This is a genomic window from Herbaspirillum hiltneri N3 (assembly GCF_001267925.1).
In the GTDB taxonomy this organism is placed as follows: Bacteria; Pseudomonadota; Gammaproteobacteria; order Burkholderiales; family Burkholderiaceae_D; genus Herbaspirillum; species Herbaspirillum hiltneri.
In genome coordinates this window covers 666,163-692,669 of record NZ_CP011409.1, presented here as the reverse complement: position 1 = coordinate 692,669, position 26,507 = coordinate 666,163, and the positions used below count along the sequence as shown (strand labels likewise).

Annotated in this window: 24 protein-coding genes and 1 riboswitch; of the genes, 13 read left to right on the top strand and 11 right to left on the bottom strand. The window is 62.4% G+C overall.

Annotation, left to right across the window (positions count from 1 at the left end; all coding sequences use genetic code 11):
* Nucleotides 1-2 precede the first annotated feature (2 nt).
* The 12 genes from F506_RS03070 (at nucleotide 3) to prmC (ending at nucleotide 10,899) form a co-directional block, all read left to right on the top strand.
* Nucleotides 3-923: an ABC transporter permease gene (locus F506_RS03070; RefSeq protein ID WP_053195283.1), complete on the top strand. Its 921-nt coding sequence runs from the start codon at nucleotides 3-5 to the stop codon at nucleotides 921-923.
* A 107-nt stretch (nucleotides 924-1,030) separates the two neighbouring features.
* A complete protein-coding gene (locus F506_RS03065; RefSeq protein WP_053195282.1) occupies nucleotides 1,031-2,170 on the top strand; it encodes a BMP family ABC transporter substrate-binding protein in 1,140 nt (379 codons plus the stop codon).
* A 305-nt stretch (nucleotides 2,171-2,475) separates the two neighbouring features.
* Entirely contained in the window at nucleotides 2,476-3,264 is a 789-nt protein-coding gene (gene minC, locus F506_RS03060; RefSeq protein WP_053195281.1) for a septum site-determining protein MinC, read from the top strand.
* Nucleotides 3,265-3,305: 41 nt separating this feature from the next.
* Nucleotides 3,306-4,121, top strand: a complete 816-nt coding sequence (gene minD, locus F506_RS03055; RefSeq protein ID WP_053195280.1) for a septum site-determining protein MinD — start codon at nucleotides 3,306-3,308, stop codon at nucleotides 4,119-4,121.
* A gap of 1 nt (nucleotide 4,122) precedes the next feature.
* Nucleotides 4,123-4,389: a cell division topological specificity factor MinE gene (minE, locus tag F506_RS03050; protein WP_053195279.1), complete on the top strand. Its 267-nt coding sequence runs from the start codon at nucleotides 4,123-4,125 to the stop codon at nucleotides 4,387-4,389.
* A 115-nt stretch (nucleotides 4,390-4,504) separates the two neighbouring features.
* Nucleotides 4,505-5,224, top strand: a complete 720-nt coding sequence (locus F506_RS03045) for a response regulator transcription factor (protein ID WP_053195278.1) — start codon at nucleotides 4,505-4,507, stop codon at nucleotides 5,222-5,224.
* A 3-nt stretch (nucleotides 5,225-5,227) separates the two neighbouring features.
* Nucleotides 5,228-6,169, top strand: coding sequence for an alpha/beta fold hydrolase (locus F506_RS03040; protein ID WP_083457552.1), 942 nt, complete (start codon nucleotides 5,228-5,230; stop codon nucleotides 6,167-6,169).
* Nucleotides 6,170-6,288: 119 nt separating this feature from the next.
* A complete protein-coding gene (gene hemA, locus F506_RS03035) occupies nucleotides 6,289-7,590 on the top strand; it encodes a glutamyl-tRNA reductase (RefSeq protein WP_053195277.1) in 1,302 nt (433 codons plus the stop codon).
* A 105-nt stretch (nucleotides 7,591-7,695) separates the two neighbouring features.
* A complete protein-coding gene (gene prfA / locus F506_RS03030) occupies nucleotides 7,696-8,778 on the top strand; it encodes a peptide chain release factor 1 (RefSeq protein WP_083457549.1) in 1,083 nt (360 codons plus the stop codon).
* A 69-nt stretch (nucleotides 8,779-8,847) separates the two neighbouring features.
* Complete coding sequence (locus tag F506_RS03025; RefSeq protein WP_144423981.1) at nucleotides 8,848-9,546, top strand: hypothetical protein; 699 nt, start codon at nucleotides 8,848-8,850, stop codon at nucleotides 9,544-9,546.
* A 27-nt stretch (nucleotides 9,547-9,573) separates the two neighbouring features.
* Nucleotides 9,574-10,044 (top strand): disulfide bond formation protein B, encoded by a 471-nt coding sequence (locus tag F506_RS03020; protein WP_053195274.1) that lies wholly within the window; start codon nucleotides 9,574-9,576, stop codon nucleotides 10,042-10,044.
* Nucleotides 10,045-10,056: 12 nt separating this feature from the next.
* The gene (gene prmC, locus F506_RS03015; protein ID WP_053195273.1) at nucleotides 10,057-10,899 is read left to right on the top strand and encodes a peptide chain release factor N(5)-glutamine methyltransferase; all 843 of its coding nucleotides are present in this window, start codon (nucleotides 10,057-10,059) and stop codon (nucleotides 10,897-10,899) included.
* Between the two features lie 51 nt (nucleotides 10,900-10,950).
* Here prmC and F506_RS03010 read toward each other — a convergent pair whose 3' ends face one another.
* From F506_RS03010 to F506_RS02980, 7 genes are all read right to left on the bottom strand, one after another.
* A complete protein-coding gene (locus tag F506_RS03010; protein ID WP_053195272.1) occupies nucleotides 10,951-14,547 on the bottom strand; it encodes an indolepyruvate ferredoxin oxidoreductase family protein in 3,597 nt (1,198 codons plus the stop codon).
* 263 nt (nucleotides 14,548-14,810) lie between these two features.
* Nucleotides 14,811-15,701 carry a phenylalanine 4-monooxygenase gene (gene phhA, locus F506_RS03005; protein ID WP_053195271.1) on the bottom strand — a complete coding sequence of 297 codons (891 nt, stop codon included), beginning with the start codon at nucleotides 15,699-15,701 and terminating at the stop codon, nucleotides 14,811-14,813.
* A gap of 109 nt (nucleotides 15,702-15,810) precedes the next feature.
* Entirely contained in the window at nucleotides 15,811-16,518 is a 708-nt protein-coding gene (locus F506_RS03000) for a GNAT family N-acetyltransferase (RefSeq protein WP_053195270.1), read from the bottom strand.
* Nucleotides 16,519-16,530: 12 nt separating this feature from the next.
* Nucleotides 16,531-17,754, bottom strand: coding sequence for a multifunctional CCA addition/repair protein (locus F506_RS02995; RefSeq protein ID WP_053195269.1), 1,224 nt, complete (start codon nucleotides 17,752-17,754; stop codon nucleotides 16,531-16,533).
* A 7-nt stretch (nucleotides 17,755-17,761) separates the two neighbouring features.
* The gene (locus tag F506_RS02990) at nucleotides 17,762-18,460 is read right to left on the bottom strand and encodes a glutathione S-transferase family protein (protein ID WP_053195268.1); all 699 of its coding nucleotides are present in this window, start codon (nucleotides 18,458-18,460) and stop codon (nucleotides 17,762-17,764) included.
* 24 nt (nucleotides 18,461-18,484) lie between these two features.
* Entirely contained in the window at nucleotides 18,485-19,462 is a 978-nt protein-coding gene (locus F506_RS02985; RefSeq protein ID WP_144423980.1) for a complex I NDUFA9 subunit family protein, read from the bottom strand.
* A gap of 63 nt (nucleotides 19,463-19,525) precedes the next feature.
* Entirely contained in the window at nucleotides 19,526-21,478 is a 1,953-nt protein-coding gene (locus F506_RS02980; RefSeq protein WP_053195267.1) for a lytic transglycosylase domain-containing protein, read from the bottom strand.
* Nucleotides 21,479-21,561: 83 nt separating this feature from the next.
* On the opposite strand from F506_RS02980, the gene F506_RS02975 reads away from it, so the two are divergent.
* The gene (locus tag F506_RS02975; protein WP_268762591.1) at nucleotides 21,562-22,122 is read left to right on the top strand and encodes a 5-formyltetrahydrofolate cyclo-ligase; all 561 of its coding nucleotides are present in this window, start codon (nucleotides 21,562-21,564) and stop codon (nucleotides 22,120-22,122) included.
* Nucleotides 22,123-22,180: 58 nt separating this feature from the next.
* Here F506_RS02975 and metF read toward each other — a convergent pair whose 3' ends face one another.
* The 4 genes from metF to metK form a co-directional block, all read right to left on the bottom strand.
* Nucleotides 22,181-23,023, bottom strand: coding sequence for a methylenetetrahydrofolate reductase [NAD(P)H] (gene metF, locus F506_RS02970; protein WP_053195265.1), 843 nt, complete (start codon nucleotides 23,021-23,023; stop codon nucleotides 22,181-22,183).
* A gap of 37 nt (nucleotides 23,024-23,060) precedes the next feature.
* Nucleotides 23,061-23,411, bottom strand: coding sequence for a phage holin family protein (locus F506_RS02965; protein WP_053195264.1), 351 nt, complete (start codon nucleotides 23,409-23,411; stop codon nucleotides 23,061-23,063).
* 143 nt (nucleotides 23,412-23,554) lie between these two features.
* Nucleotides 23,555-24,967, bottom strand: coding sequence for an adenosylhomocysteinase (ahcY, locus tag F506_RS02960; RefSeq protein ID WP_053201198.1), 1,413 nt, complete (start codon nucleotides 24,965-24,967; stop codon nucleotides 23,555-23,557).
* Nucleotides 24,968-25,014: 47 nt separating this feature from the next.
* Nucleotides 25,015-25,091: riboswitch (S-adenosyl-L-homocysteine riboswitch) on the bottom strand.
* An 83-nt stretch (nucleotides 25,092-25,174) separates the two neighbouring features.
* A complete protein-coding gene (gene metK, locus F506_RS02955; protein WP_053195263.1) occupies nucleotides 25,175-26,338 on the bottom strand; it encodes a methionine adenosyltransferase in 1,164 nt (387 codons plus the stop codon).
* Nucleotides 26,339-26,507: the final 169 nt, after the last annotated feature.

Below are 26,507 nucleotides of genomic sequence, written 5' to 3'. Positions count from 1 at the left end.
TCATGGATCAACTCGCTCCTCTCATCGCGGCTTCGATCAACGCCGGCACGCCGCTGCTGCTGGCCGCCATCGGCCTGCTAATCAACGAACGCGCCGGCGTGCTCAACCTCGGCGCGGAAGGCATGATGCTGGTCGCGGCGATTGCCGGTTTTGCAGTTGGCTACTCCACCAAAAGCCCGCTGCTGGGCTTCATGGCGGGCGCCGTTTGCGGCATGCTGATGGCGACGCTGTTTTCGTGGCTGGCGCTGGTGCTGGCGACCAACCAGGTCGCTACCGGACTGGCGCTGTCGATCTTCGGCACCGGACTGTCGGCGTTCATCGGCCAGCGTTTCGTCGGCCTGGCGCTGCCGTCGCAAAGCACCGGCATTCCCGGCCTGAATACGATTCCCTTCGTCGGTCCGGCCTTCTTCACTCAGCACTGGATGGCATATGTCGCGCTGCTGCTGTGCGCGGCGATCGCGTGGTTCCTGTATCGCACGCGCGCCGGCCTGATCTTGCGCGCGGTCGGCGAGTCGCCGGAGTCGGCGCATGCGCTGGGCTATTCGGTGCGCGGCATCCGCTTCCTTGCGCTGCTGTTCGGCGGCGCCTGCTGCGGCCTGGCCGGAGCCTATCTGTCACTGGTCTATACACCGATGTGGGTGGAGGGCCTGGTGTCCGGACGCGGCTGGATAGCGCTGGCGCTGACGGCCTTCGCCACCTGGCGTCCGGCACGGGTCTTGCTGGGTTCGTTGCTGTTCGGCGGCGTGACGATTCTGCAGTTCTATTTGCAAGGCATCGGCGTGACGATTCCGTCGCAGATCCTGTCGATGCTGCCTTACGTCGCCACCATCGTGGTGCTGGCGCTGATCTCGCGCAATCCCGACTGGATCCGCCTGAACATGCCGGCTTCGCTGGGCAAGCCGTTCCGCCCGGGATCGTCCTGATTTTGTCGTTGGTTTTTTAGTTCGTTTTTATTTCGTTTTTGCAGTGAATTCGTGCAGCTCATTTTTGTAACTGAATCGATATTGATTTTTCACCAGGGAGAGAAAGTATGAAAATTTCGCGCAGGGCCTCGATTGCGATGCTCGCCACGCTGGCCGCCGCCACCTTGATCGGCTGCGGCAAAAAAGAAGAAGCCGCTCCCGCAGCAGCAGCTGCACCCGCCGCCGCTGCGCCGGCCGCGGCCGAACCACTGAAGGTTGCGTTCGTCTACATCGGACCGGTCGGCGATGCAGGCTGGACCTTCGCCCACGACAACGGCCGCAAGGCGGTCGAAGCCAAGTTCGGCGACAAGGTCAAGACCACCTTCGTCGAAAACGTCCCTGAATCTGCGGCCGACGCCGAACGCGTGATGCGCCAGCTGGCTACCGACGGCAACAAGCTGATCTTCGGCACCACCTTCGGTTACATGGAGGCGATGCTCAAGGTCGCCAAGGAATTCCCGGACGTCAAGTTCGAACACGCCACCGGCTTCAAGACCGCCGACAACCTGGCGCAGTACGACGTGCGCACCTATGAAGGCGCTTACCTGGCAGGCGTGGTCGCCGGCAAGATGAGCAAGTCCGGCAAGCTGGGCGTGGTCGCTTCGGTGCCGATTCCTGAAGTGGTCCGCAACATCGACGCCTTCACGCTGGGCGCGCGCTCGATCAATCCGAAAATCACCACGCGCGTGGTCTGGGTCAACAAGTGGTTCGATCCGGGCAAGGAGCGTGAAGCCGCCACCACGCTGATCGGCCAGGGCGTTGACGTGCTGATGCAAAACACCGATTCCGCCGCCGTCGTCCAGACCGCGCAGGAAAAAGGCGTCTACGCGTTCGGCTGGGACAGCGATATGACCAGCTTCGGCCCGAAGGCCCATCTGGCCGCATCGATGATCAACTGGGGCGTGTACTACACGGCGCGCGTGCAGGCGGTGCTCGACGGTTCGTGGAAGAGCAGCACCACCTGGCTCGGCCTGAAGGAAAACGGCATCGACCTGGGCGGCTTCAATCCTGAACTGCCGGCCGACGTCAAGGCGCTGGTGGAAGAACGCAAGAAGGGCATCGCCGACGGCTCCGCACCAATCTGGAAAGGTCCGATCAAGGACAACACCGGCAAGGAACAAGTCGCCAAGGATGCGGTTGCCGATGACGGCTTCCTGCATGGCGTCAAGTTCTACGTCGAAGGCGTGGAAGGCAAAGTGCCGGGCTGATCATCCGCACCCTGCTCCGGCGCGCGCCGCCGGACTTGCCAATGTAGCAATCTGCCGGAGACGTCACTGTCTCCGGCATTTTTTTGTCCGTTGGTTTTATCTCCTGCAAATGCACGACCCGGAAGCGCCCCAGACCTTGCCGGAGGCCTGATATTGCGGCCGATAGCCTCGCATTGGCCCCTATCGCGGCGCCACGCTGACTGTATAATGCCAAACCAACACCGGCCCTGCGCCAGACGGAATCTCCCCGAACGCAATGAACCTGCCGTTTTCCCCACCCGGATAACGCAGGCACTGAACAACTTATGCAAAAAGCTCGTAAACCGATCGACATCAAGATATCCACGGTAGTCGCCATTTCCGCGATCCTGCACGAAACCGATCCGGCGGCGCTGGACAAGGCCCTCAAGGACATGACCGGCGGCGTGTCCGACTTCTTTGAAGACGAATTCGCCGTCATCGACATCGGCGCGCTGGATACGGCCGGCGCCGGCATCGACTGGGCCGCGCTGGTGAGCCTGTTCAAACGCTATCGCCTCAATGCGGTGGCGGTGCGCAACGCGCCGGAAGAACTGCACGCCGACATCGCCGCGCAGGGGTTGTCCATCGACGGCGGCGCCCCCCGTCCGCCGCAGCAGGAAGCCGCCACCGCTGTCGCAGCAGAGGAAGCGCCGCAGCCCGCAGTTGCTCCCGTACCGGCTCCAGCACCGGTCGCTGCAGCGCCGGTGCAGGCCGCTCCGGTTGCTCCGGCGGCCGCCACGATGATCATCGACACGCCGGTGCGCGCCGGCCAGCGCATTTACGCCCGCGGCGCCGACCTGGTGATCATGGCGGCGGTCAACAACGGCGCCGAGATCATCGCCGACGGCAGCATCCACGTCTATGCCCCGCTGCGCGGCCGCGCCCTGGCCGGCGCCAGCGGCAATACCGGCGCGCGCATCTTCGCCGCGAGCCTGGAAGCGGAACTGGTGTCGATTGCCGGCGTCTACCGTACCTTTGAGAACGGCCATCCGCCCGAACTGGCGCAGAAACAGGTGCAGGTGCGCCTGACCGGCGACCGCATCGACGTGTTGCCGATCAATACCAGCAAATAATTTAATCAAGTATTCAAATCTGATCTTCTAAGGAGTCTTTTGTGGCAAAAATCATCGTTGTGACATCCGGTAAAGGCGGCGTCGGCAAAACGACGTCGAGCGCCAGTTTCGCATCGGGTCTGGCTCTGCGCGGACACAAGACCGTCGTGATCGACTTCGACGTCGGCCTGCGCAATCTCGACCTGATCATGGGCTGCGAACGCCGCGTGGTGTACGACCTGATCAATGTCGTCAATCAGGAAGCAACGCTGAACCAGGCGCTGATCAAGGACAAGCACTGCGACAACCTGTTCATCCTGCCGGCCTCGCAAACCCGCGACAAGGACGCGCTGTCGGAAGAAGGCGTGGAACGCGTGCTGGCCGATCTCAACAAGATGGACTTCGAGTACATCATCTGCGATTCGCCGGCCGGTATCGAACACGGCGCCGTGATGGCGCTGACCTTCGCCGACGAAGCGATCATCGTGACCAACCCGGAAGTCTCGTCGGTGCGCGATTCGGACCGCATCCTCGGCATCATCCAGGCCAAGTCGCGCCGCGCCCTGAGCGGCGGCGAACCGGTCAAGGAACACCTGCTGATCACCCGCTATTCGCCCAAGCGCGTCGAAGCCGGCGAAATGCTGTCCTACACCGACGTGCAGGAAATCCTGCGCATCCCGCTGATCGGCATCATCCCTGAATCGGAGTCCGTGCTGCACGCCTCCAACCAGGGCAATCCCGCGATCCACCTGAAAGAAACCGACGTTTCCGAGGCTTACCAGGACCTGGTCAGCCGCTTCCTCGGCGAAGACCTGCCGCTGCGCTTCACCAGCTATGAAAAGCCGGGCCTGCTCCAGCGTATTTTCGGAGGTAAATGACATGGCTTTGCTTTCCTTCCTGTTTCCGCCCAAGGCAAAAAGCGCCACGGCCGCCAAGGAACGCCTGCAGATCATCATCGCGCGCGAGCGCGGCGGTCGCCAGGGCCAGGGGTATGACTTCCTGCCGGCGCTGCACAAGGAACTGATCGAGGTAATCTCCAAGTACACCAAGGTCAACGCCGACGACATCAAGATTTCGCTGGATCGCCAGGGCAACCTGGAAGTGCTCGACGTGAACGTGGTGCTGCCGGACGCGGACGCGACTTAAGCGCTTTGCCACTAGTCACTGCGCCGGACGGGTGCGCCATCGCGCGCACTCAATCCGGCGCAGTGCTTTTCGGACCTTGGATTCTCCGGCGCCGAAAACTGCTTCCCCGCATGCCATGCATATTTCCATCTTCAGCAATTCCGCCGCCGATATCGCCCTGATCGCCCGCAGCCTGCCTGCGCACGATTGCCACGGCGTGCAGCAGCGCGTGGACCTGCGCCGTGCGCATCCGCAATTGCTGATCGTGGATGTGGCCAGCGCCGGGGCGCATCTGGCGGACCTGTTGCAGATGGCCTGGACGCCGGCCATCCCGGTGCTGTTGCTGGCGGCGGATACACCGTCCGAACTGGCCGCGCTGGCTGCTTTGCCGGCGGCACCTGCAGATGAACACCTGGTCGACAGCGAATTCAAACCCCTGCGACGCCATGCGGTCGCCGCGCGCGTCAAGCTGCTGCTGCAACGCGCTTATCCCGGGCATGAAGAAACACAGGTGCTGCAATTTGGCGACCATGTCTTCGAGTCGCCGGCGCATGTCGTCACCCACGCCGGTATCCAGGTCACACTGACCCAAAAAGAATTTGCCCTGGCTGTTTTACTGTTCAGCAACCTCGGCCGGCCGCTGTCGCGTGCCTATTTGCAGGAAAGCGTCTGGGGTCCTGAAGATGAAAATGCATTGCCGACCCGCACCATCGACACCCATGTCTCGCGCGTGCGAAACAAGCTGGACTTGAAGCCGGAAAAGGGTTTCCGGCTGACGACGGTGTACGGCTACGGCTATCAGCTGGAGCAGCTGGAGCAGCTGGAGCGGCTGGCGGCGCCGGCCGCCAAGAAGTAGCCCATGCCGGGGGCGCGCACCGACTACCTTCTTACGCGCTGGTCGGCATCGCTGGCCGGTGCGCCGGCGAACCTGAGGTATGTCGAGACCGCTGCGGGACGCGTGCACGTGTTCGACTCGGCAAGCGAACCGGGCAACCACAACATGCTCCCTGATCGTCCCTGCATCGTCTTCACTCCCGACGGTCCGAACGTCGTGGCGCATTACCGGCGCCTCATCACGCTGCTGGCGCCGCGTTTCCGGGTCGTGTGCTTTGATATGCCGGGATTCGGCTTTTCGCTGCCGGCGGCAAATTACGGACACAGCCTGGAACAAGGAGCACACGCCGTACTCGCCGTTCTCGACGGGCTCGGCATTGCGCGGGCCACACTCGCCTTCAGTTGCGCCAATGGCTTGTACGCCATCCGGGCGGCGCAACTGGCGCCGGCGCGCATTGCCAGCCTGGTCCTGTCGCAAACGCCGTCACTGCCGGCCATGCAGGCCTGGGCTCGCCGCATGATTCCACGACCGCTGCGCGTGCCGGTTGCGGGCCAGTTGATTACCTGGCTGGCGCGCCGCAAGCTGGCGCAGCGTTGGCATCGCAGCGCGCTGCCTGCGCAAACGGACGCGACGCCGTTCCAGCTAGTGGCGCGACAGTCATTCGACGCCGGCGCTTGTTTTTGCCTGGCGGGAGTCGTGCAAGGCCTGCTCCGCGAAACCGCTCTCACAGAGCCCGTAACCCCGCTCGCGCCGCCCTGCACGCTGATCTGGGGCGAGCAAGACCGCTCGCATCGGGTGACGCCGCCCGAATCGTTACGAGAACACTTGCCGCAACTGCACATCCTGCGCTTCGCCGACTGCGGGCATTTTCCTGACCTGGAGCAGCCTGAACGATACGCGCAGGAAATTGTTGCTCATATGGAAAAATTGCTGCGCCCCTTGTCTCTCCCGGACATCAGTTCATAGCCTGCGTATATAGTCATTATTGATACACTTCAAATCCCCTTTACGTGCAGCGGGTATAATACTGAGTTGATATTTCTCCATTTTTTCGCAGCACTTCGCTCGTAAACCACAGAGTCGCCATGCACTTGCTTGCCGTCGGACTGAACCACACTACCGCGCCGCTTTCCCTGCGCGAAAAAGTGGCATTCCCGGCCGACCAGATCGGCCAGGCGGTGGCGTCGGCGCGCGCCTGGTTCGGGCGCTCGGACCTGAGCGCCAGTCGGGCGCAGGCTGGCGAAGCGGCAATCCTGTCGACCTGCAATCGTACCGAGCTGTACGCCGCCAGCACTGCGGCTGCGGGCGGCGTCGATGCCGCCATCGACAGCACCGCGCATTTCCTCGCCGACTACCACGATCTTTCCTACGCCGAACTGCGTCCCTTCCTGTATGCCTTACCGCAGGACAATGCCGTACGTCACGCCTTCCGCGTCGCCTCCGGGCTCGACTCGATGGTGCTGGGCGAACCGCAGATCCTCGGCCAGATGAAGGACGCCGTGCGCCAGGCGGATGCCGCCGGCGGCCTCGGCACCTATTTGCACCAACTGTTCCAGCGCACCTTCGCCGTCGCAAAGGAAGTCCGCAGCACCACCGAAATCGGCGCCCACAGCGTCTCGATGGCCGCCGCCGCCGTGCGTTTGTCGCAGCGGATCTTCGATTCGATCTCGGGCCAGCACGTGCTGTTCATCGGCGCCGGTGAAATGATCGAGTTGTGCGCCACGCATTTCGCCGCGCAAAATCCGAAATCCCTGACCGTCGCCAATCGCACGCTGGAACGCGGCGAAACGCTGGCGCACCGCTTCAACGGCGCGGCGCTGCGCCTGGCCGATCTGCCGACGCAGTTGTCGAAGTTCGACATCGTGGTGTCCTGTACCGCCTCGTCGCTGCCGATCATCGGCCTCGGCCTGGTCGAGCGGGCCGTCAAGGCGCGCCGCCACAAGCCGATTTTCATGGTCGATCTTGCGGTGCCGCGCGATATCGAATCGGAAGTCGGCCGTCTGGACGACGTCTTCCTCTACACCGTCGACGACCTCGCCTCGGTCGTGCAAAGCGGCGTCGAAAACCGCCAGGCCGCCGTCGCGCAAGCCGAAGCCATTATCGAAACCCGGGTGCAATCTTTCATGCACTGGATCGACAGCCGCGCCGTGGTGCCGGTGATCCAGGACCTGCACGACGCCGGCGAAACCCTGCGCCTGGCTGAGCTCGAACGCGCCCGCAGGCTGCTGGCCAAAGGCGAAGACATGGACGCCGTACTCGATGCGCTGTCCAAAGGCCTCACCGCCAAATTCCTGCACGGTCCGCAACAGGCCCTGCACCACGCACAAGGCGACGAACGCGCGCAACTGGTCCAGTTGCTGCCGCAACTGTTCCGCACCAAACGTTAGCGACTCCGTTCGCCGGCCGGCATCCTCGCGATCGCCGGCGCTCTCCCTGCCCCATGCTGGTATCGCGGGCATCGCATCACCCTCTCATTTCCGTAAAGTCAGTCCATGAAACCCTCGATGCTCACCAAACTCGACCAGCTCGCCGAACGGCTGGAAGAACTCAATAACCTGCTGATGCAGCAGGAAGCAACGTCCGACATGGACAACTACCGCAAGATGACGCGCGAACACGCCGAGCTCGGTCCGCTGGTGGCGTTGTACCAGGCCTATTCGCAGGCCTCGAATGACATCGCCACGGCGCAGGAGCTGCTGTCGGATCCCGACATGAAGGAATTCGCGCAGGAAGAAATCAACAGCGCCAAGGCGCGCATGGAAGCGCTGGAAGCCGACCTGCAAAAGATGCTGCTGCCCAAGGACCCCAACGACGAGCGCAACATCTTCCTGGAAATTCGCGCCGGCACCGGCGGCGATGAGTCGGCGCTGTTCGCCGGCGACTTGCTGCGCATGTACACCCGCTTCGCCGAACGCAATCGCTGGCAGGTGGAAATGATGTCGGCCTCCGAATCGGAAATCGGCGGCTACAAGGAAGTGATCGTGCGCATCGCCGGCTTCGGCGCATATTCACGCCTGAAGTTCGAGTCCGGCGGCCACCGCGTGCAGCGCGTGCCGGCCACTGAAACCCAGGGCCGCATCCACACCTCGGCCTGTACGGTGGCCGTGATGCCGGAAGCCGATGAAGTCGAAGACGTCGACATCAATCCGGCCGACATTCGCATCGATACCTATCGCGCCTCGGGCGCGGGCGGACAGCACATCAACAAGACCGACTCGGCGGTGCGCATCACCCACATGCCCACCGGCATCGTGGTGGAATGCCAGGATGACCGCAGCCAGCACAAGAACAAGGCCTCGGCGTTGAAGGTGCTGGCGGCGCGCATCAAGGACGTGCAACTGCGCGAGCAGCAATCCAAGGAAGCCGCCACTCGCAAATCGCTGATCGGCTCGGGCGACCGCAGCGAACGCATCCGCACCTATAACTTCCCGCAGGGGCGCATGACGGACCATCGCATCAACCTGACGCTGTACAAGCTGGATTTCATCATGGACGGCGATCTGGAAGAACTGACCAATGCACTGATCACCGAGCATCAGGCGGAGTTGCTGGCGCAGTTGGGCGACGAAGAATAAAACGCGAAAAATAAACTAATTCGCGCACCGCCGGTCGAACGCTCTCTTAAACGCTGAAGAGAGCACGCGATGAAGTTACCGGTCTGCCTGACATTGTCCATGACGCTGGTTGGCTGCGCCGGACCCTTCGCTACTCCTGAAGCAGAAAAAACCGCGCATTCCCTCTACGCTACCTACCAGGTAGTTGACAGTCGAAACAATCGGCACAACATCACCCTGGTCCGTTTTTATGAAAACCGCGGCAAGTCGGTACTGACGCTCAACGATGACTCCAGCGGCAATCAGATTCTCTATTACATCGTGGCAACCGAGTGCGACGGCAGCGCGGCGCCCGCACCCGCACCCGCTTCCGCTTCCGCTTCCACTTCCACTTCCACTTCCGCCACAACAGTTGCGGCTTCGCTGACCTGCCTGTTTTATCCCAATCCGGATGATAAATATCCGCCGCTGGGCGGGCAGAATTTCGGTGCGTATCCGCCATTCGGTTCCTCCCACCGTCCCGACGGGGCAATCGGTGCAAATCCATCGCCATTCAATCCTCCGCAATATCAGTATCGCGAACTGAATGCGCAGGACTTTCGCTCTTATCCCCTGGCCATGCCCGGACAGCGAACCACCTTTACTCTCACGGCGGCAAAGGACATGACAATCGTCGATAATGCCGGTCAGTACAAAGCTTTTCTTCCGATGCGCATCGAGAACGGCTACTATCTGACCGTTATCGGAGAAAATCCGACTTTACACTTGGCGCTAAAAAGAATCCCCTGACGCTCCTGCTCCTATCTCACAGCCATCATGCAACGTTCAAAATCCCTGCTCCTACTCGTCGCCCTTGCGTGCATCGCCCTGCTCGGCATCGCTCTCTATCTCCAGATCGTCGAGGAGATGCTGCCCTGCCCGCTGTGCATCATCCAGCGTTACCTCTTCGCCGCCATCGCACTGATCTGCATCATTTTCGCTTTCCTGCCGCCGCGCGCCGCCAAAACCGGCGCCGGGCTGGGCCTGCTGGCGGCGCTGGGCGGCGTCGGGACGGCCGGCTGGCACCTGTGGGTGCAGGCGCATCCCGGCACTTCCTGCGGCATCGATCCGCTGGAGACTTCTCTCAATAACGTGCCGACTGCCAATCTGTTTCCGCTACTGTTCAAAGCCGACGGCCTGTGCGCAACACCGTATCCTTTCCTCGGCCTGTCGATACCGCAATGGTCGCTGATCTGCTTCGTGCTGATCGCCGCCGTACTGGCGTCCCGCGCCTTCAAGCGCGGCTGAAGAAGATTTCCGGTGCGTGATTTTCCCGGTATTGCCGCAGGTGCGAGTCTGGGCGACGCGCTCAAGAACGCGCCGCTCGACACGCTGGAAAATCGCATCCTGCTGGGCCATGCGCTGCAACTGTCACGCATCCAGCTGATCACCCAATCGGAACGCCTGCTCACCGACGACGAAGCTGTGCGGCTGACCGCGCTGTATCGCCGCCGCCTGCAAGGCGAACCGATTGCCTATATCGTCGGCGAGCGTGAATTCTTCGGCCTCGCGATGGCCGTCACGCCGGATGTATTGATCCCCCGTCCCGATACGGAATTGCTGGTGGAACTGGCGCTGGAGCGTTTGCCGCAACAGGGCAAGGCGCTCGACATGGGCACCGGATCCGGCGCCATTGCGGTCGCCATTGCGCACACGCGCCCGGATGCCGACATGACGGCGCTCGACGTCAGTGAAGGCGCCTTGAAAGTGGCGGCAAGCAATGCGCAGCGGCACGGCGCCAAAGTGCGTTTTTTGCGCAGCGACTGGTACTCGGCCTTGACAGGCGCCGTACGGGAATTTGACCTGATCGTTTCCAACCCACCCTACATCGTCGCCGGCGACGCCCATCTTGCACAAGGCGATTTGCGCTTCGAACCGATCGGCGCGCTGACCGATCATGCCGACGGCTTGTCGGCATTGCGCACCATCATCGACGGCGCAGCAGGATATTTGAAGAATGGCGGATGGCTGCTGATGGAGCACGGTTACGATCAGGCCGAAGCCGTGCGTGAACTGCTTGCGCGGGGAGGTTTTACGGACGTGCAGAGCTGGAACGACCTGGCGGGAATTGCGCGCGTGAGCGGCGGCAAGATCGCCATCTGAAAAAAAGCCGCCGCCCGGGCATCGGGACGGCGGCGATTCTTCCGGTACCAATCAGGCTGCCTGTTTGCCGCCTTCCGGCATATGCGGCGTCTGCCCGGCATCGAACATGCGCAGCAAATCCGCTTCCTTCTGTCTGGCCGCCTTCAGGTGGCGTTCCTTGACATGGCCATAGCCGCGGATATCTTCGGGAATACGCGCAATCGCCACCGCCTGCGCCAGGTTGTCGGCGCTGAGCCTGCCCAGCAGGTCGCCGATGGTGCGGCTGTACTGAGCAATCAGATCGCGCTCCTGCTTGCGTTCAGCGGTATAGCCGAAGACGTCGAGCGGCGTGCCGCGCAGGAAACGCAGCTTCGCCAGCACGCCGAAGGCGCGCATCATCCACGAGCCGTATTCCTTCTTGATCAGGTGGCCGTTGCTGTCATGCCTGGCCAGCAGCGGCGGCGCCAGATGGAATTTCAACTGGTAGTCGCCCTCGAACATGCCGGCGATCTTTTCGCGGAAGGCCGGCGCGGTGTAGAGGCGCGCGACTTCGTATTCATCCTTGTAGGCCATCAGCTTGAACAGATAGGTCGCGACTGCCGTGCTGAACTTCATCGCCTTGCCGGCTTCGCCCAACGCGGCTTCCGCCTGCTGCGCCCGGGCGACGAAATCGCTGTACTGGCGCGCGTAAGCGGCATTCTGATAGTGCGTGAGGAAATCGATCCGCCTGGCCAGCACTTCTTCCAGCGAAGGCGGACGCTTGAAGTCGATTACCTGCGCCGTCATGCCGTTGCGACGGGCGGCTTGCGCCACCATGTCGGCATCGTGCGCGGCGGCGCGGCCCCAGCCGAAGGCCTGCTTGTTGAACTCGACCGACAAGGCATTGAGCTCGATGGCCTTGAGGATGGCGCCTTCCGACAACGGTACCCAGCCGCGCTGCCATGCATACCCGAGCATGAACATGTTGGTGGCGATGGCGTCGCCCATCAGCGCGGTGGCGATGTTGCCGGCGTCGATCAGGGCCACGCGCTCTTTGCCGCAGGCGCTCTGGATGCTGCCCTCGGCGGACTCCGCCGGGAACTGCCAGTCCGGATTGCGCACGAAAGCTGCGGTCGGCATGCGGGTCGCGTTGACGGCGGCATGCGTGCGTCCCTCGCCCATGCGCGACAAAGCGTCGCGGCTGGCGGTGACGATTACGTCGCAGCCGATCACCAGATCCGCCGCGCCGGTGCCCACGCGCGTCGAATACAGATCGTCGGCGCGTTCCGACAAGCGCACATGCGACATCACCGGACCGCCCTTCTGCGCCAGCCCGCTCATGTCGAGCACCGAGCAGGCCTTGCCTTCGACGTGCGCCGCCATCGCCAGGATCTGGCCGATGGTGATCACGCCGGTACCGCCAATGCCGGTGACGACGATGCCGTAGGTGTCGCCCATGGCCGGTAATTGCGGTTCGGGCAAGGTCGGTCCCTGCGCGGCTGCTTCGGTCTTTTCAACCGCGACGCGCTTGGCCTTTTTGAGCTTGCCGCCTTCCACCGTGACGAAGCTCGGGCAGAAGCCGTTCACGCATGAGTAATCCTTGTTGCACGACGATTGATTGATCTGGCGCTTGCGGCCGAATTCGGTTTCCAGCGGTTCCACCGAGAGGCAGTTGGATTGCACGCTGCAATCGCCGCAGCCTTCGCATACTGCTTCATTGATGACGGCGCGCTTGGCCGGATCGGGATAGGCGTCGCGTTTGCGGCGGCGGCGCTTTTCCGAGGCGCAGGTCTGGTCGTAGATCATGGCGGACACACCCGGCACTTCGCGCAGTTCGCGCTGCACGGCATCGAGTTCGCTGCGATGGCGGATGGTCACGCCTTCGGCCCACGGCGTACCGGCCGGGTACTTGTCCGGCTCGTCGGTCACGACGATGATCGGGCGCACGTTCTCGGCGGCCAGCTGGCGCGAGATCATGGCCGGATCGAGCGGACCGTCGAACTCTTGGCCGCCGGTCATGGCGACCGCGTCGTTGTACAGGATCTTGTACGTCATGTTGACCTTGCCCGCCACAGCGGCGCGCACGGCCAGCAGGCCCGAATGGAAATACGTGCCGTCGCCGAGGTTGGAGAACACATGCTTCTCGCTGGTGAACGGTGCCTGGCCGACCCAGGTCACACCCTCGCCGCCCATGTGCGAGAAGATGGTCGATTCGCGATCCATCCAGGTCACCATGTAATGGCAGCCGATGCCGGCCAGCGCGCGGCTGCCGTCAGGCAATTTGGTCGACGTGTTGTGCGGGCAGCCCGAGCAGAAATGCGGGATGCGGTCCTTGTTCGGATCAGGCTTGGTGCTGACATTGAGCGTGGCTTCCTTGGCTTCGAGGAAAGCGATGCGCGCCTTGACGCGCTGCTCGATCGGATGGCCGGCATAGTACTTGGAAATGCGCGTGGCGATGGCGCGCGCGATCTGCGCCGGGCTCAGCTCGTAGGTGGCGGGAAGCAGCCAGTTGCCGTGACCTTCGCGCGGCGAGCCGCTCCATTCGCCGGTGTCGTCGAACTTGCCGACCACGCGCGGACGCACATCGTCGCGCCAGTTATAGAGTTCTTCCTTGATCTGGTATTCGAGAATCTGGCGCTTCTCCTCGACCACCAGGATTTCGTCCAGGCCTTGCGCGAACTCGCGCACGCCTTCGGCTTCCAGCGGCCAGGTCATGCCGATCTTGTAGAGGCGGATGCCGATATCGCGGGCGATCTGTTCATCGATGCCGAGATCGTAGAGCGCCTGGCGCGTGTCGAGATAGGACTTGCCGGCGGTGACGATACCGATGCGCGCACGCGGGCTGTCCCAGATGATCTGGTTGAGCTTGTTGACGCGCGCATAAGCCAGTGCCGCGTACCACTTGTAGACGTTCATGCGCGTCTCTTGCTCGAGCACGGTATCGGGCTGGCGGATGTTGACGCCGCCCGGCGGCAGTTCGAAATCGGTGGGAATGACCGGCTGCACGCGCTGCGGATCGATCTCCACCGACATGCCGGATTCAACGATGTCGGTCACGCATTTGAGCGACACCCACAAGCCGGTGTAGCGGCTCATGGCCCAACCGTGCAGGCCGTAGTCGAGATACTCCTGCACCGATGACGGATACAGCACCGGAATGCCGCAGGCCTTGAGGATGTGTTCGCTCTGATGCGCGGTGGTGGACGACTTGGCGGCGTGGTCGTCGCCGGCGATCACCAGCACGCCGCCGTGCTGCGAGGTGCCGGCCATGTTGGCATGCTTGAAGACGTCGCCGCAGCGATCGACGCCGGGGCCCTTGCCGTACCACAGCGAAAACACGCCGTCGTATTGCGCGCCCGGGAACATATTGACCTGCTGGGTACCCCACACGGCGGTGGCGGCCAGGTCTTCGTTCATGCCGGGATGGAATTTGACGTGCGCGGCGTCGAGATATTTCTTCGCCTTGGCGGCGGTCTGGTCGACCGTGCCCAAAGGAGAGCCGCGATAACCGGTGACGTAGCCGGCAGTATTCAATCCGGCCTGGAGGTCGTGTTGCCGCTGCAACATCGGCAGCCGTATCAGCGCCTGGATGCCGGTCATGAAAACGCGGCCGCGCTCCAGCGAATATTTGTCGTCCAGGGAAATGTCATCCAGCAACAGACGTTCGCTGGAAGGTAGGGGTGCGTTCATGCATTGTCTCCGTGCCAAAAATCGTGTCTTTGTTTGCACATGGATCTGTTCGAGATCCGGCTTAAAACTCGTTCGCCTTGTGGGCGGACGGTTTCGTTCTTTTGATGCGGCTACAGTAGCACAAGCCGCGTGTTGCCGCTACGCACGGCGCAGCATGGCGCGACATGGCACAGGATGGAACTGACAATGCGCTGACGACAAAAAAAGCCCCTGCGGTTAAAGGCAGGGGCCGGTGTTCGGTTGCTCGGTCAGGTTGTCGCCAATCAGGCGACCGCAAGGTTTTTTTCACCCGGCAACAGTGTATTGGCGGGCAAGGCATCCTGCGCTTTCAGTTGCTCGTACAGTGCGGTGAAATCGGGCGCGGTGTCGTCGAACAGTTGCTGGAAATCGCGGATGACGAAATAGGTTTCCTGGTATGAGTCGATCTTGTACAGCGTGCGCATGACGCGCTCGACCTGGAACGGGATGCGGTTCGGCTGCTGATTCTGCGGTGAACCGCGCAGGGCGTATTCGACTTCGCCGCCCGACGACAGGATGCCGGCGCCGTAGATGCGCAAACCCTCGGGACTCTGGATAAGGCCGAACTCGATGGTGTACCAGTACAAGCGCGCGAGGAAAGCCAGGCCGTCGAGCTTGAGCGCCTTGAGGCCGCCCTTGCCGTACTCCTGCAGGTGGTCGGCGAACACCGGATTGAACAGCAGCGGCACATGGCCGAAGAAATCATGGAACACGTCCGGCTCGACGATGTAGTCGAACTCGCTCTCTTCGCGCAGCCACACGGTGACCGGGAAACGGCGGTTGGCAAGGTGCTCGAAAAAGGTTTGGTCCGGCACCAGCCCGGGCACGGCGACCAATTGCCAGCCGGTGGCCTTGTACAGCGCTTCGGTGGTGCGGTCGAATTGCGGGATGCCTTGCGAGACGTCGAGCGCCTTGATGCTGTCGAGGAAGACGTCACAGGCGCGGCCCGGAATCAGTTTTGCCTGGCGCTCGTACAGGCGTCGCCACAGCGCGTGCTGGGCGGGCGAGTAAGCGGCCCAGTGCTGATCGACGACGTAGTTCTTGTCGGCGTTGCTGTAGTCGCCGCGCAAGGCGCCGCTGTCCGACTTGGCGGCCACGCTGGCAAAAAAGTCGTCGGTGCTGACGGAGTTGTTCATGAGTTCTGCTGGAAAATTCCTGGATGCCGCTATTATCGCTGATTTCGCGCCGGAGGCTGCGCGGCGGCCGGATTGGCGGATGGATTGGCGGATGGATTGGCGGATCGATTCAGGCCTTCGGTTTGCCGATGCCGAAGACCCTGCTGATCCATTTGAACAGCGCGCGCATGTTGGCTTTGACGATGTAGTCGAGCATGGCGGCCTGCTCTTCCATGGCTTCCTGAAACAGCGTGACCGGATTGGCCGGCTGCAACTTCAGGTAGGCGTCCGCTTCGCCGTAGTCGCGATGGATTTCCATGCCGGCTTTCTTTGCGATGTGCATCATGACCTTGTTGGAGGACAGGCAATGCATGTACAGCGTGTCGACATCGGCGTTGCGGCAGCGAATCGCGGCACGCACGAACAACTTTGTGCCGACGCCCATGCCGCGCGCCGCCGCCGACACCGACACGCCGAACTCGGCGACCCGCGCCTTGAGCGTGGCGCCGCTGACGGGCGATGCTTCGCGCGGTGCGAAGGCCAGATGGCCCACGCCCAGCAGGCGCATCTTGCGGTCGTAGACGCCGAAGATGGTGTCGCGGGAGAAATCGATATTCTCGACGTAGCGCGTCACCAGCTCATCGGAGAGCTTGCTGCCGAAACGCAACAGCCGGTCTTTTTCTTCCAGCGCCAGAAAATGCCGCAGCAGATGCCGCCGCGCGCGCGGCGACAGCTCCTTGACCAGGATCATCGGTTTGTCCGATGCCTCGGCGAGGGCAATGAGCGCCTGCTTCAGGCGGTCCAGCCTGGCGCGCAGTTGCGTGATGAAGGGTGGCATGGGCGGGTTGAGTTAAGCCGCTGCGGCGGCATATTCCGCCACCGCTTCCGTGCGCGCCGCCAGGATCGCTTCCGGGATGCGTTGCGGCTGCTCCCGGTATCTGGCGGCGATGGCGCCGGCATCCACGCCCTGGGCCGCCTTGAGCGCGCCCATGAGGTAATCCAGCTGCGGGAACGCGACGTCCTCGAAACCGGTACGGCCGCGGCGGTCGCATTCCGACGCCTGCAGCATGTCGTGGAAACGCTCCGGCTTGCGGAAGCCGTCGCAACGCGCCAGCAGATTAACGATGGTGGCGGGACGCAGTTCGAAGGCGCGGCCGACATTGCCATGTTCGCGCGCGGTGATCACGGCGAGGTCGCGACAATCGTTGGGCACCTTGAGCCGATCGCAGATGCCTTGCACCAGCTCGACGCTGCGGCCTTCATGGCCGTGATGGCTGGGCCACAGTTCGGGCGGCGTGGTGCCCTTGCCGAGATCGTGCATGAGTGCGGCGAAACGCACGCCCAGAGAATAGGAACGGCCGGCGGCATAGTCGAGCACCATCATGACGTGCACGCCGGTGTCGACCTCGGGATGGTATCGGGCGGGTTGCGGCACGCCCCACAGCGCATCCAGCTCCGGCAGGATGCGCGCCAGCGCGCCGCACTCGCGCAGCACATTGAACATGCGCGAGGGAGTCTGCTCCATCATGCCGCGCGCCAGCTCCTGCCATACGCGCTCGGGCACCAGCGCATCGACCTCGCCGGCGGCAACCATCTTTTGCATCAGCGCATTGGTTTCGGGTGCGACCGTGAAATCGGGAAAGCGCGCTGCGAAGCGCGCCAGGCGCAGGATGCGCACCGGGTCTTCGATGAAGGCGTCGGAGACATGGCGGAACACGCGCCTGCCGATATCGCCCCGACCATCGTAGGGATCGACCAGCACGCCGTCTTCGCCTTTGGCGATGGCATTGATGGTGAGATCGCGCCGCGCCAGGTCCTGCTCGAGCGTGACGGCGCTGTCGGTATGGAACACGAATCCCTTGTAGCCCGGCGCCGTCTTGCGTTCGGTGCGCGCCAGCGCGTATTCCTCCTGCGTGTCGGGATGCAGGAATACCGGGAAGTCCTTGCCGACCGGACGGAAGCCTTGCGCGAGCATGTCTTCCGGCGTGGCGCCGACGACCACGTAGTCGTGATCCTGCACGGGCAAACCGAGCAGTTCATCGCGCACCGCACCGCCGACGACGTAGATCTTCATCAGCGGCTCAATGGTCGGGCAAGACTTCTTTTTCGGCCAGCGCTTCGGCGATCCACTTGGCCACGGCGGGATGCGCCACCACGCGATCGACATAAGCCTGCAACGCCGGCGCCAGCGACACGGCGTAGCTGCGGAAGCGCATCACCACCGGTGCATAGAAAGCGTCCGCAATCGAGAAGTCGCCGAACAGGAATTCATGATGGCCGAACTGCGCCAGGCAGTCTTCCCAGATTTCACAGATGCGGCCGATGTCGCCCTGCGCTTCGGCGGTCCGGCCTTTGCCCGGATAGCTGCCGCGGATGTCCATGCTCATGGCGCTGCGCAGGCCGGTGAAGCCGGAATGCATTTCGGCCGTGATGCTGCGCGCTACCGCACGTGCGGCGGTCTCTTGCGGCCACAGTGCGCGGTCCGGGAATTGTTCGGCCAGGTATTCGCAGATGGCCAGCGAATCCCAGATGTGCGTCTGGCCGTCGAGCAGTACCGGCACGCGTCCGGCGGCGGAATATTCGGCGATCTTGCTGGCGGTGTCGGGCTGGTCGAGGCAGATGCGGATTTCGCGGAAAGGAATGTCGAACGCGGTCAGCACCACCCACGGGCGCATCGACCAGGACGAGTAATTCTTGTTGCCGATGACCAGCGTGATGGCGTTCTTGCCGGCTTTTTCCAGCGTCGCCGACAGGGTCGGATCAAGTTCGGTGTTCTGCATGGCGGTCCTTTTTAATATGTGGCTTCAGCGCCGCGCGCCGCGGCGATGGGCGTCCATTTGCTGTTGCAGGTGCACGCCTGCGAGGTAACGCGGCGCGATCGCTTCCAGCGCGGTCGGCACGATGTGCAGTTCCGGCGCCATCGGTCCGCTTGCGACATTGTCGACCTGCATGGAAGCCAGATTATCGCGACTCATCATGCGTCCTGGCAAATGTTCCAGCAAAAAAGCTTGCAAGGATGCCAAGCCCGGCGGCAATCCCAGCACCGGACGCGGATGGCCGGAGCACAATCCGGCCAGCTGCACCAATTGGCGCAGCGTGTAGACCTGCGGCCCGGCCAGCTCGTAGCTGCGGGCCTGCGTGGCGTCGTTGTGCAATGCGCTGACGAAAGCCTGCGCCACGTCGCCTACGTACACCGGCTGGAAACGCGCCTCGGCGCCGCCCAGCGGCATGAACGGAAAACGCTTTTGCAGCGCGGCGAACAGGTTGAGAAAATTGTCGTGCTCGCCAAACACCACCGAAGGCCGGAATACCGTGGTCGCGACAGCGGCGTCCGAAAACGCGGCCGTTTCGCCCGCAGCCTTGGAGCGCAGGTACATCGACGGCGCCTGCGCCGACGCGCCCAATGCGCTCATGTGCAGGTAACGCCGCACGCCATGCCGGGAGCAAGCGGCCACGATCCGGCGCGGCAGTTCGACGTGCGCGCGCTCGAAATCAGGGCCCCAGGCGCTGCCGCGCGGTCCGCTGCGCGAATGCAGGATGCCGACCAGATTGATGACGACGTCGGCGCGGGACACGAGGCTATCCAATACGGCATCGTCGTGCACGTCGGCGATCGTGGTGCGCACCGTCGGCATCACCAGCAAGTGCTTGCTGCGTTCATAGCGCCGGGTCGGCACCGTGATTCTTGCCGCCGTGTTGCGCGCCAGGTGGGCCGCCAGCCGGCTGCCGATGAAACCGGAGCCGCCGATTATCAGGATATTTTTGTACGCCATGGCCGTCATCGTTTTCTTTGCTTCAGGGCCGTGACGCAGAGCGCGGTGCAATCGTCTCGCAGTCGTGTCGCATCAGGGCAGGTCGGTCGGTGTATTGGTGCGCGGCGCCACCACGCCGAGCCGCTGCTTGAGCGACTGCGGCTTGTTCTCGAACAGGGCGGCGTAATAAGTGGCGTTGGACATCACGTTCTTGACGTAGCCGCGCGTCTCGTTGAACGGAATCGTCTCGGCGAAGATCGCGCCTTCGACACTGCGGTTCAGCGTCGAGCGCCAGCTGCGCGGACGTCCCGGGCCGGCGTTATAGGCGGCCGTCGCCAATGCCTGCGAGCCGTCGAGATTGTTGAGTACCATGTTCAGATAGCTGGTGCCGAGCAACAGGTTGGTGTTGATGTCGTTGATCTGGTCTTGCGTGAACTCGGTCATGCCGATCTTCTTGGCGACGTACTTCGCAGTCGACGGCATCAGCTGCATCAGCCCGGACGCGCCGACATAGGATTTGGCGTTCTTGATGAAACGCGATTCCTGGCGGATCAGCCCATAGACCCAGGCGTTTTCCAGTCCGAGCGGACGCGTGTTGGCGGTCATTTCACCCAGGTGCGGCGCCGGGAAACGCTGGGTAAAATCCATTTCCTGCTTGGTGCGGTCCGAGGTGTTCACCATGCGATCGAGCACGTCGCTCTGGCGCGCGAATTCGGCGGCGGCGAGCAACTGCCGATCGTTCATGCGGCGCAGTTCCCAGTTCCATTCACGGATGCCTTCGTAACGCATATTGAGCTCATAGAACTTGAGTGCGCGCTTGAAGCCGCTGTTCTGCGCCATCGGTGCGATCTCTGCCGGCGTCGGCGGTGTCGGGCCGGGAGGGATCACGATTTTCTGGCCCAGCTCTTCGGTGGCCAGCTGGCCGTAGAAGCTGACGTTCGAGGCAATCGATTGGAACAGGCGCTGCGCCGATTCAAGCTGGCCGTCCTCCTTCTGGGCACGCGCCAGCCAGTAGGTCCAGGTGATGTCGCTGCGCAGCGAAGCCGGCATGGATTCGATGGTGGACTTCACCAGCTTCCAGTCGCCGGCGCGCAGCGCAATCCGCACTTTCCACTGATAGGCCTCGTACGACAGCGGCGCGTCCTTGGTCTTGCGCCAGTAGTCGATCGCTTCCGGCATCAGCTTCATCGACGCCGGCAAGGCGACCTGCGCCCAGGCAATCGCCTGTTCCTGCGCAGTCAGGCCGGAGGCGCCGCTCAGGAAAGCCGCGGCCTGCTGCGGATTGTTCTTGGCGGCGCGGCCGACGGCGATGATGTACAGCTCGTGCGCGGTACGGCCCTGGCCCGGTCCGCGCGCCAGCAGCGGCGCCGGCTTGTCGATCACTTGCTGCAGGCTGAGATCGCCGTTGTCGGTGAAGATCGCGGCGCGGCGCGCCACCATGATGCTGCCGGCTTCAACCGCCTGGCGGATCTGCGCCCAGAGGTCGCTTTCGCCGAACTGATGGTTTTGCGCCAGCGTGCCGATCAGGTCGCTGCAACCCTGGCCGTAATCCTTGGGGCTGGTGAGCAGGGCGCGCGCTTCGTCGGCGACGTTCTGGCCCTTGAGTGCGCGCGAATTGAGCGCGAAGCATTTGACCTGCACGTCGTCGTTGAGCACGAACAACGGATATTGTTCATCGAAAGTGCTCCAGTCGCCGGTCTTGCCCAGCGCCAACAGCCAGTCGTTGCGCAGGCGGTCGCCGATCGCGGTGCCGTCGTAGCGATTCAGGAAGTCGCGGATTTCCGACACCGGCGCGGTGAAGTCGCGCACGCGGGGTTTCAGCCGATAATAGTCGACGTACGAAGGAATGACATAATCGGGCAACCGTGCCGCCAAGCTGAGCGCAGTGGCCGAATCGTCGACCCGCGCGGCGTCGCGCAGCGCAAGGAAGACGTCATCCGATGAAGCCGTCGCGGAAAGACGTTTCTGGGCCTGGGCCGGCAACGAAAAACTGAGTGCCGCCGCAGCAGCGCATGTGATCACGAGCACGCATTTCTTTAATTGCATTCTTATACAACCTTCGATTGAAACAAATGACGACTTCAAGGATAGCACGCGACTCTGCGCACACCGACGCTGCCGGGACGACGTTGACTACATTGCCGGCAACCGCCGCCGCGTCGGAAAAATCCGTCCTGCGCGCGCATCTGCTCGCCGCCCGCAAGGCCATGACGCCGGCCGCCAAAGCCGCGGCTGAAGCGGCTATCTGCAGCCGCCTGCTGGACTGGCTGCAAGAGAATCCGGTCGCCAGCCTCGGCGTGTACCACCCGATCCGGCAGGAACCGGATCTGTACCCGGCATATAACGCGCTGGCCGCCCAAGGCGTGCACCTGTCCTTGCCGATAATTCGCGGAAAAGACGCGCCGCTTGAATTCGTCCGCTGGACGCCGGGCGAAACCCTGGTGAAAGACGCCATGGGCACTTCCGTGCCGTTGCATGGGGAGACCGTGCGTCCCCAGGCCCTGTTGATCCCTTGCCTCGGCTTCAATGCCGAGCGGCTGCGGCTGGGCTACGGCGGCGGCTTCTACGACCGTACGCTGGCGCAGGATCCGCGTCCGCTGGCCATCGGCGTCGCCTATGCGGAGGCATTGGCGGAATTCGCCGGGCAGCCGCATGACATTGCGCTGGACCTGATCCTCACCGATGCCTGAAATGACTGCGCAATAAAAAAGCCGGCGCTTGCCGGCTTTTTTATTGCTGAAATCCGCCTCAATCCACCAGGCGTTGCCAGATTGCCATGGTCGCCGCAGGCTGGTTGAGCGTGTAGAAATGCAAGCCGGGCGCGCCGCCTTCCAGCAATTGTTCGCACAGCCGGGTCACCACGTCCAGGCCGAACGCGCGGATCGAATCGGCGTCATCGCCGTAGCTAGCCAGCTTGAGGCGGATCCAGCGCGGGATTTCGGTGCCGCACATGTCCGAGAAACGCATCAGCTGCGTGTAATTCGTGATCGGCATGATGCCCGGCACGATGGGTACGTTGACGCCGAGCTTTTGCGTTTCGTCGACAAAGTTGAAATAGGCGTCCGGATTGTAGAAATACTGCGTGATCGCAGCATCGGCGCCGGCTTCGACCTTGCGCGCGAAGTTGCGGACGTCGTCTTGCGGCGATTTGGCCTGGGGATGCATTTCCGGGTAGGCGCCGACTTCGATATGGAACCAGTCGCCGGTTTCTGCACGGATGAACTCGACCAGCTCGTTGGCATAGCGGAATTCGCCAGACGAGAAATCGGCGGCGCCGAAACCGCTCGGCAAGTCGCCGCGCAAAGCGACAAGCTTCTTGATGCCGTGCGATTTGTATTCGGCGAGAATCGTGCGCAAGGCGTCGCGCGAACTGCCGATGCAGGACAGATGCGGCGCAGCCACGTGGCCTTCGCGCATGATTTCCAGCACGGTGTCGAGCGTACCCTGCTGGGTCGAACCGCCGGCGCCGAAGGTGACCGAAAAATACTTCGGCTGCAACTCGGCCAGCTTGGCGCGCGTGGCGCGCAGTTTTTCCGTACCTTCGGGCGTCTTCGGCGGGAAAAACTCGATGCTGAAATTATGTTGTGTCATGAGGATTCGATCCAAAAACGATCCAGGGCCGCCGGTATCAACCGCGGCCAGGCTTGAGCAGCAGCGTCGACAAGGCCCATGACACGATGCTGTACAGCAACGCGCCGCCGACCGCGGACCAGAAGCCGCCCACATGGAAACCGCCCACCAGTTGCGCCACCACCCAGAACATCAGGCCGTTGATCACGAGAATGAACAAACCCAGCGTGAGCAAGGTCACCGGCAAGGTCAGCACCACCAGCACCGGGCGCACCAGCGTATTGACGAAACCGAGAATCAGGGCGGCAATCAGGGCGGCGCCGAAGCTGTCGACCTGCACCGAGTGCAACAGGTAAGGCACGGCCAGCAAGGCCAGCGCATTGATCAGCCAGAGGATGAGAAGACGCATGTGGTTTCCTTTCGGGCAGCGCGCCGGCCGGGTTCGGCAATATCTGCGTGGCAGCATTGCCATCATCCGGCCGGCGGCGGATAAAACGACGAACAAACGAACGAACCACCGTGCGGCGGTATTGCCGCCGCACGTCAAGCTGATTAATAGCGGTAGTGATCAGGCTTGTAAGGACCGTCGGCCTTCACGCCGATATAAGAAGCCTGCTCTGCCGTCAGGGTGCTCAGTTGCGCGTTGAGTTTCTTCAGTTGCAGGCGCGCGACCTTTTCATCCAGATGCTTGGGCAGCGTGTAAACACCGACCGGGTAGTTCTTGGTGTTCACGAACAACTCGATCTGGGCGATGGTCTGGTTGGCGAACGACGAGCTCATCACGTAGGACGGATGACCGGTGCCGCAGCCGAGGTTGACCAGGCGACCTTCAGCCAGCAGGATGATGCGCTTGCCGTCAGGGAAGATGATGTGGTCGACTTGCGGCTTGATGTTTTCCCAGGTGTATTGCTTCAGTGCGGCGACTTCGATTTCGTTGTCGAAGTGGCCGATGTTGCAGACGATGGCCTGGTCTTTCATCTTCTTCATGTGGTCATGCGTGATCACGTGGTAGTTGCCGGTGCAGGTGACGAAAATGTCGCCGTGCTCTGCAGCGTAATCCATGGTGACGACGCGATAGCCTTCCATTGCCGCCTGCAGTGCGCAGATCGGGTCGATTTCGGTGACCCAGACTTGCGCCGACAACGCGCGCATGGCTTGTGCCGAGCCCTTGCCGACGTCGCCGTAACCGGCGATGACGGCGACCTTGCCGGCGATCATGACATCGGTGGCGCGCTTGATGCCGTCGACCAGCGATTCACGGCAGCCGTACAGGTTGTCGAACTTGGACTTGGTGACGGAGTCGTTGACGTTGATGGCCGGAAAAGCCAGTTTGCCGTCTTTGAACATCTGATACAGGCGATGCACGCCGGTGGTGGTTTCTTCGGTCACGCCTTTGATTTGCGCCAGGCGAGTGGAATACCAGTTGGACGATGTCGCCAGCTTTTTCTTGATGGAGTTGAACAGGCAGATTTCTTCTTCCGAAGTCGGGTTGTTCAGCACCGATGCGTCTTTTTCAGCGCGTGTGCCCAGATGCAGCAGCAATGTTGCATCGCCGCCATCGTCGAGGATCATGTTGGCTTGTTCGTTCTCGCCGCCTTGCCATTCGAAGATGCGGTGCGTGAATTCCCAGTAGTCGTCCAGCGACTCGCCCTTGAACGCGAACACCGGCGTGCCCTTGTCGGCGATCGCGGCGGCGGCGTGGTCTTGGGTCGAATAGATGTTGCAGGATGCCCAACGGACCTTGGCGCCCAGCGCTTCCAGCGTCTGGATCAGCACGGCGGTCTGGATGGTCATGTGGATGGAACCGGTGATGCGTGCGCCCTTCAGGGGCTGGGCAGCGGCGAATTCTTCGCGGATGGCCATCAGGCCGGGCATTTCGGTTTCTGCGATCTTGATTTCTTTGTGGCCCCATTGCGCCAGGCTGATATCAGCGATTACATAGTCTTTGGTGGAATTGGTAGTCATGGCTGCGGCGTTCTTCACGCCCTCCTTTCGTAGAAAACAGAAAAAAAGTAACGTGAGCGCAGTTGCATGTTGACGGTATCAAGCCTGGCAAGATCGGTGTCTTGTCGCAACGCTCCTTGATACGGAAAGGCATTGTAAATCACTTGCCGGCGCCACGCCAGCGCACGACGCAATCCGGCCACAACGGGCCGGATTGCGCGTGGGGAATTACAGACCGGCAGCGGCCTTCAGTGCAGCGGCCTTGTCGGTACGCTCCCACGAGAATTCCGGCTCTTCGCGGCCGAAGTGGCCGTAAGCAGCGGTCTTCTGGTAGATCGGACGCAGCAGGTCGAGCATTTGCACGATGCCCTTTGGACGCAGGTCGAAATGTTCCAGCACCAGTTGCGCCAGCTTTTCGTCGCTGATCTTGCCGGTGCCGAAGGTGGTGACCATGACCGAAGTCGGCTTGGCGATACCGATGGCGTACGACACCTGGATCTGGCAACGCGACGCCAGGCCGGCGGCCACGATGTTCTTGGCGACGTAGCGGCCGGCGTAGGCTGCCGAACGGTCGACCTTGGAAGGATCCTTGCCGGAGAACGCGCCGCCGCCGTGCGGTGCTGCACCGCCGTATGTGTCGACGATGATCTTGCGACCGGTCAGGCCGCAGTCGCCTTGCGGGCCGCCGATGACGAAACGGCCGGTCGGGTTGATCAGGTAGCGGGTGTTCTTGATCCACTCTGCCGGCACGACCGGGCGGATGATTTCTTCGATCGCCGCTTCTTCGATGGCCTTGTGTTCCATTTCAGGCGCATGCTGGGTCGACAACACGATGGTGTCGATGGCGACCGGACGGCCGTCGACGTATTTCAGCGTGACTTGCGATTTTGCATCCGGACGCAGCCATGGCAGGCGGCCGTCCTTGCGCAGTTGCGACTGGCGCTCAACGATGCGGTGCGCGTAGTAAATCGCGGCCGGCATCAGTTCCGGTGTTTCATCGCAGGCGTAGCCGAACATCAGGCCCTGGTCGCCGGCGCCCTGATCGAGGTCCAGACCCTTGCCTTCGTCGACGCCTTGGGCGATGTCCGGGGACTGCTTGTCGTAGGCCACCAGCACGGCGCAGCTCTTGTAGTCGATACCGTAGTCGGCATTGTCGTAGCCGATGCGCTTGATGGTTTGACGGGCGACGTCGATGTAGTCGACGTTGGCGCGCGTGGTGATTTCACCGGCGAGCACGACCAGACCTGTGTTGCACAGGGTTTCGGCGGCGACGCGGGAAAGCGGGTCCTGTTCAAAGATGGCGTCCAGAATCGCATCGGAAATCTGGTCGGCTACTTTGTCGGGGTGACCTTCCGAGACGGATTCGGAAGTAAAGAGAAATTCATTGGACATCACATGCTCCTGCAGTATAGAGATTGAACCGGTGTCGCGGCTTGATCCCTAGCCTGCGACGCTTTAGCGAAATTTATATCCCGTCTCGCAAGTTGTCATTAACTCGACGGCTTTCATGCTATTTTACGCGTCTTGCAAAAATTCGGCAATTTCACAGCATTATTCACGG

Coding starts and splice junctions, on each gene's coding strand:
- F506_RS03070 (WP_053195283.1), top strand. CDS start 3: ATGGATCAACTCGCTCCTCTCATCGCGGCTTCGATCAACGCCGGCACG.
- F506_RS03065 (WP_053195282.1), top strand. CDS start 1,031: ATGAAAATTTCGCGCAGGGCCTCGATTGCGATGCTCGCCACGCTGGCC.
- minC (WP_053195281.1), top strand. CDS start 2,476: ATGCAAAAAGCTCGTAAACCGATCGACATCAAGATATCCACGGTAGTC.
- minE (WP_053195279.1), top strand. CDS start 4,123: ATGGCTTTGCTTTCCTTCCTGTTTCCGCCCAAGGCAAAAAGCGCCACG.
- F506_RS03045 (WP_053195278.1), top strand. CDS start 4,505: ATGCATATTTCCATCTTCAGCAATTCCGCCGCCGATATCGCCCTGATC.
- F506_RS03040 (WP_083457552.1), top strand. CDS start 5,228: ATGCCGGGGGCGCGCACCGACTACCTTCTTACGCGCTGGTCGGCATCG.
- hemA (WP_053195277.1), top strand. CDS start 6,289: ATGCACTTGCTTGCCGTCGGACTGAACCACACTACCGCGCCGCTTTCC.
- prfA (WP_083457549.1), top strand. CDS start 7,696: ATGAAACCCTCGATGCTCACCAAACTCGACCAGCTCGCCGAACGGCTG.
- F506_RS03025 (WP_144423981.1), top strand. CDS start 8,848: ATGAAGTTACCGGTCTGCCTGACATTGTCCATGACGCTGGTTGGCTGC.
- F506_RS03020 (WP_053195274.1), top strand. CDS start 9,574: ATGCAACGTTCAAAATCCCTGCTCCTACTCGTCGCCCTTGCGTGCATC.
- F506_RS03010 (WP_053195272.1), bottom strand. CDS start 14,547: ATGAACGCACCCCTACCTTCCAGCGAACGTCTGTTGCTGGATGACATT.
- phhA (WP_053195271.1), bottom strand. CDS start 15,701: ATGAACAACTCCGTCAGCACCGACGACTTTTTTGCCAGCGTGGCCGCC.
- F506_RS03000 (WP_053195270.1), bottom strand. CDS start 16,518: ATGCCACCCTTCATCACGCAACTGCGCGCCAGGCTGGACCGCCTGAAG.
- F506_RS02995 (WP_053195269.1), bottom strand. CDS start 17,754: ATGAAGATCTACGTCGTCGGCGGTGCGGTGCGCGATGAACTGCTCGGT.
- F506_RS02990 (WP_053195268.1), bottom strand. CDS start 18,460: ATGCAGAACACCGAACTTGATCCGACCCTGTCGGCGACGCTGGAAAAA.
- F506_RS02985 (WP_144423980.1), bottom strand. CDS start 19,462: ATGACGGCCATGGCGTACAAAAATATCCTGATAATCGGCGGCTCCGGT.
- F506_RS02980 (WP_053195267.1), bottom strand. CDS start 21,478: ATGCAATTAAAGAAATGCGTGCTCGTGATCACATGCGCTGCTGCGGCG.
- metF (WP_053195265.1), bottom strand. CDS start 23,023: ATGACACAACATAATTTCAGCATCGAGTTTTTCCCGCCGAAGACGCCC.
- F506_RS02965 (WP_053195264.1), bottom strand. CDS start 23,411: ATGCGTCTTCTCATCCTCTGGCTGATCAATGCGCTGGCCTTGCTGGCC.
- ahcY (WP_053201198.1), bottom strand. CDS start 24,967: ATGACTACCAATTCCACCAAAGACTATGTAATCGCTGATATCAGCCTG.
- metK (WP_053195263.1), bottom strand. CDS start 26,338: ATGTCCAATGAATTTCTCTTTACTTCCGAATCCGTCTCGGAAGGTCAC.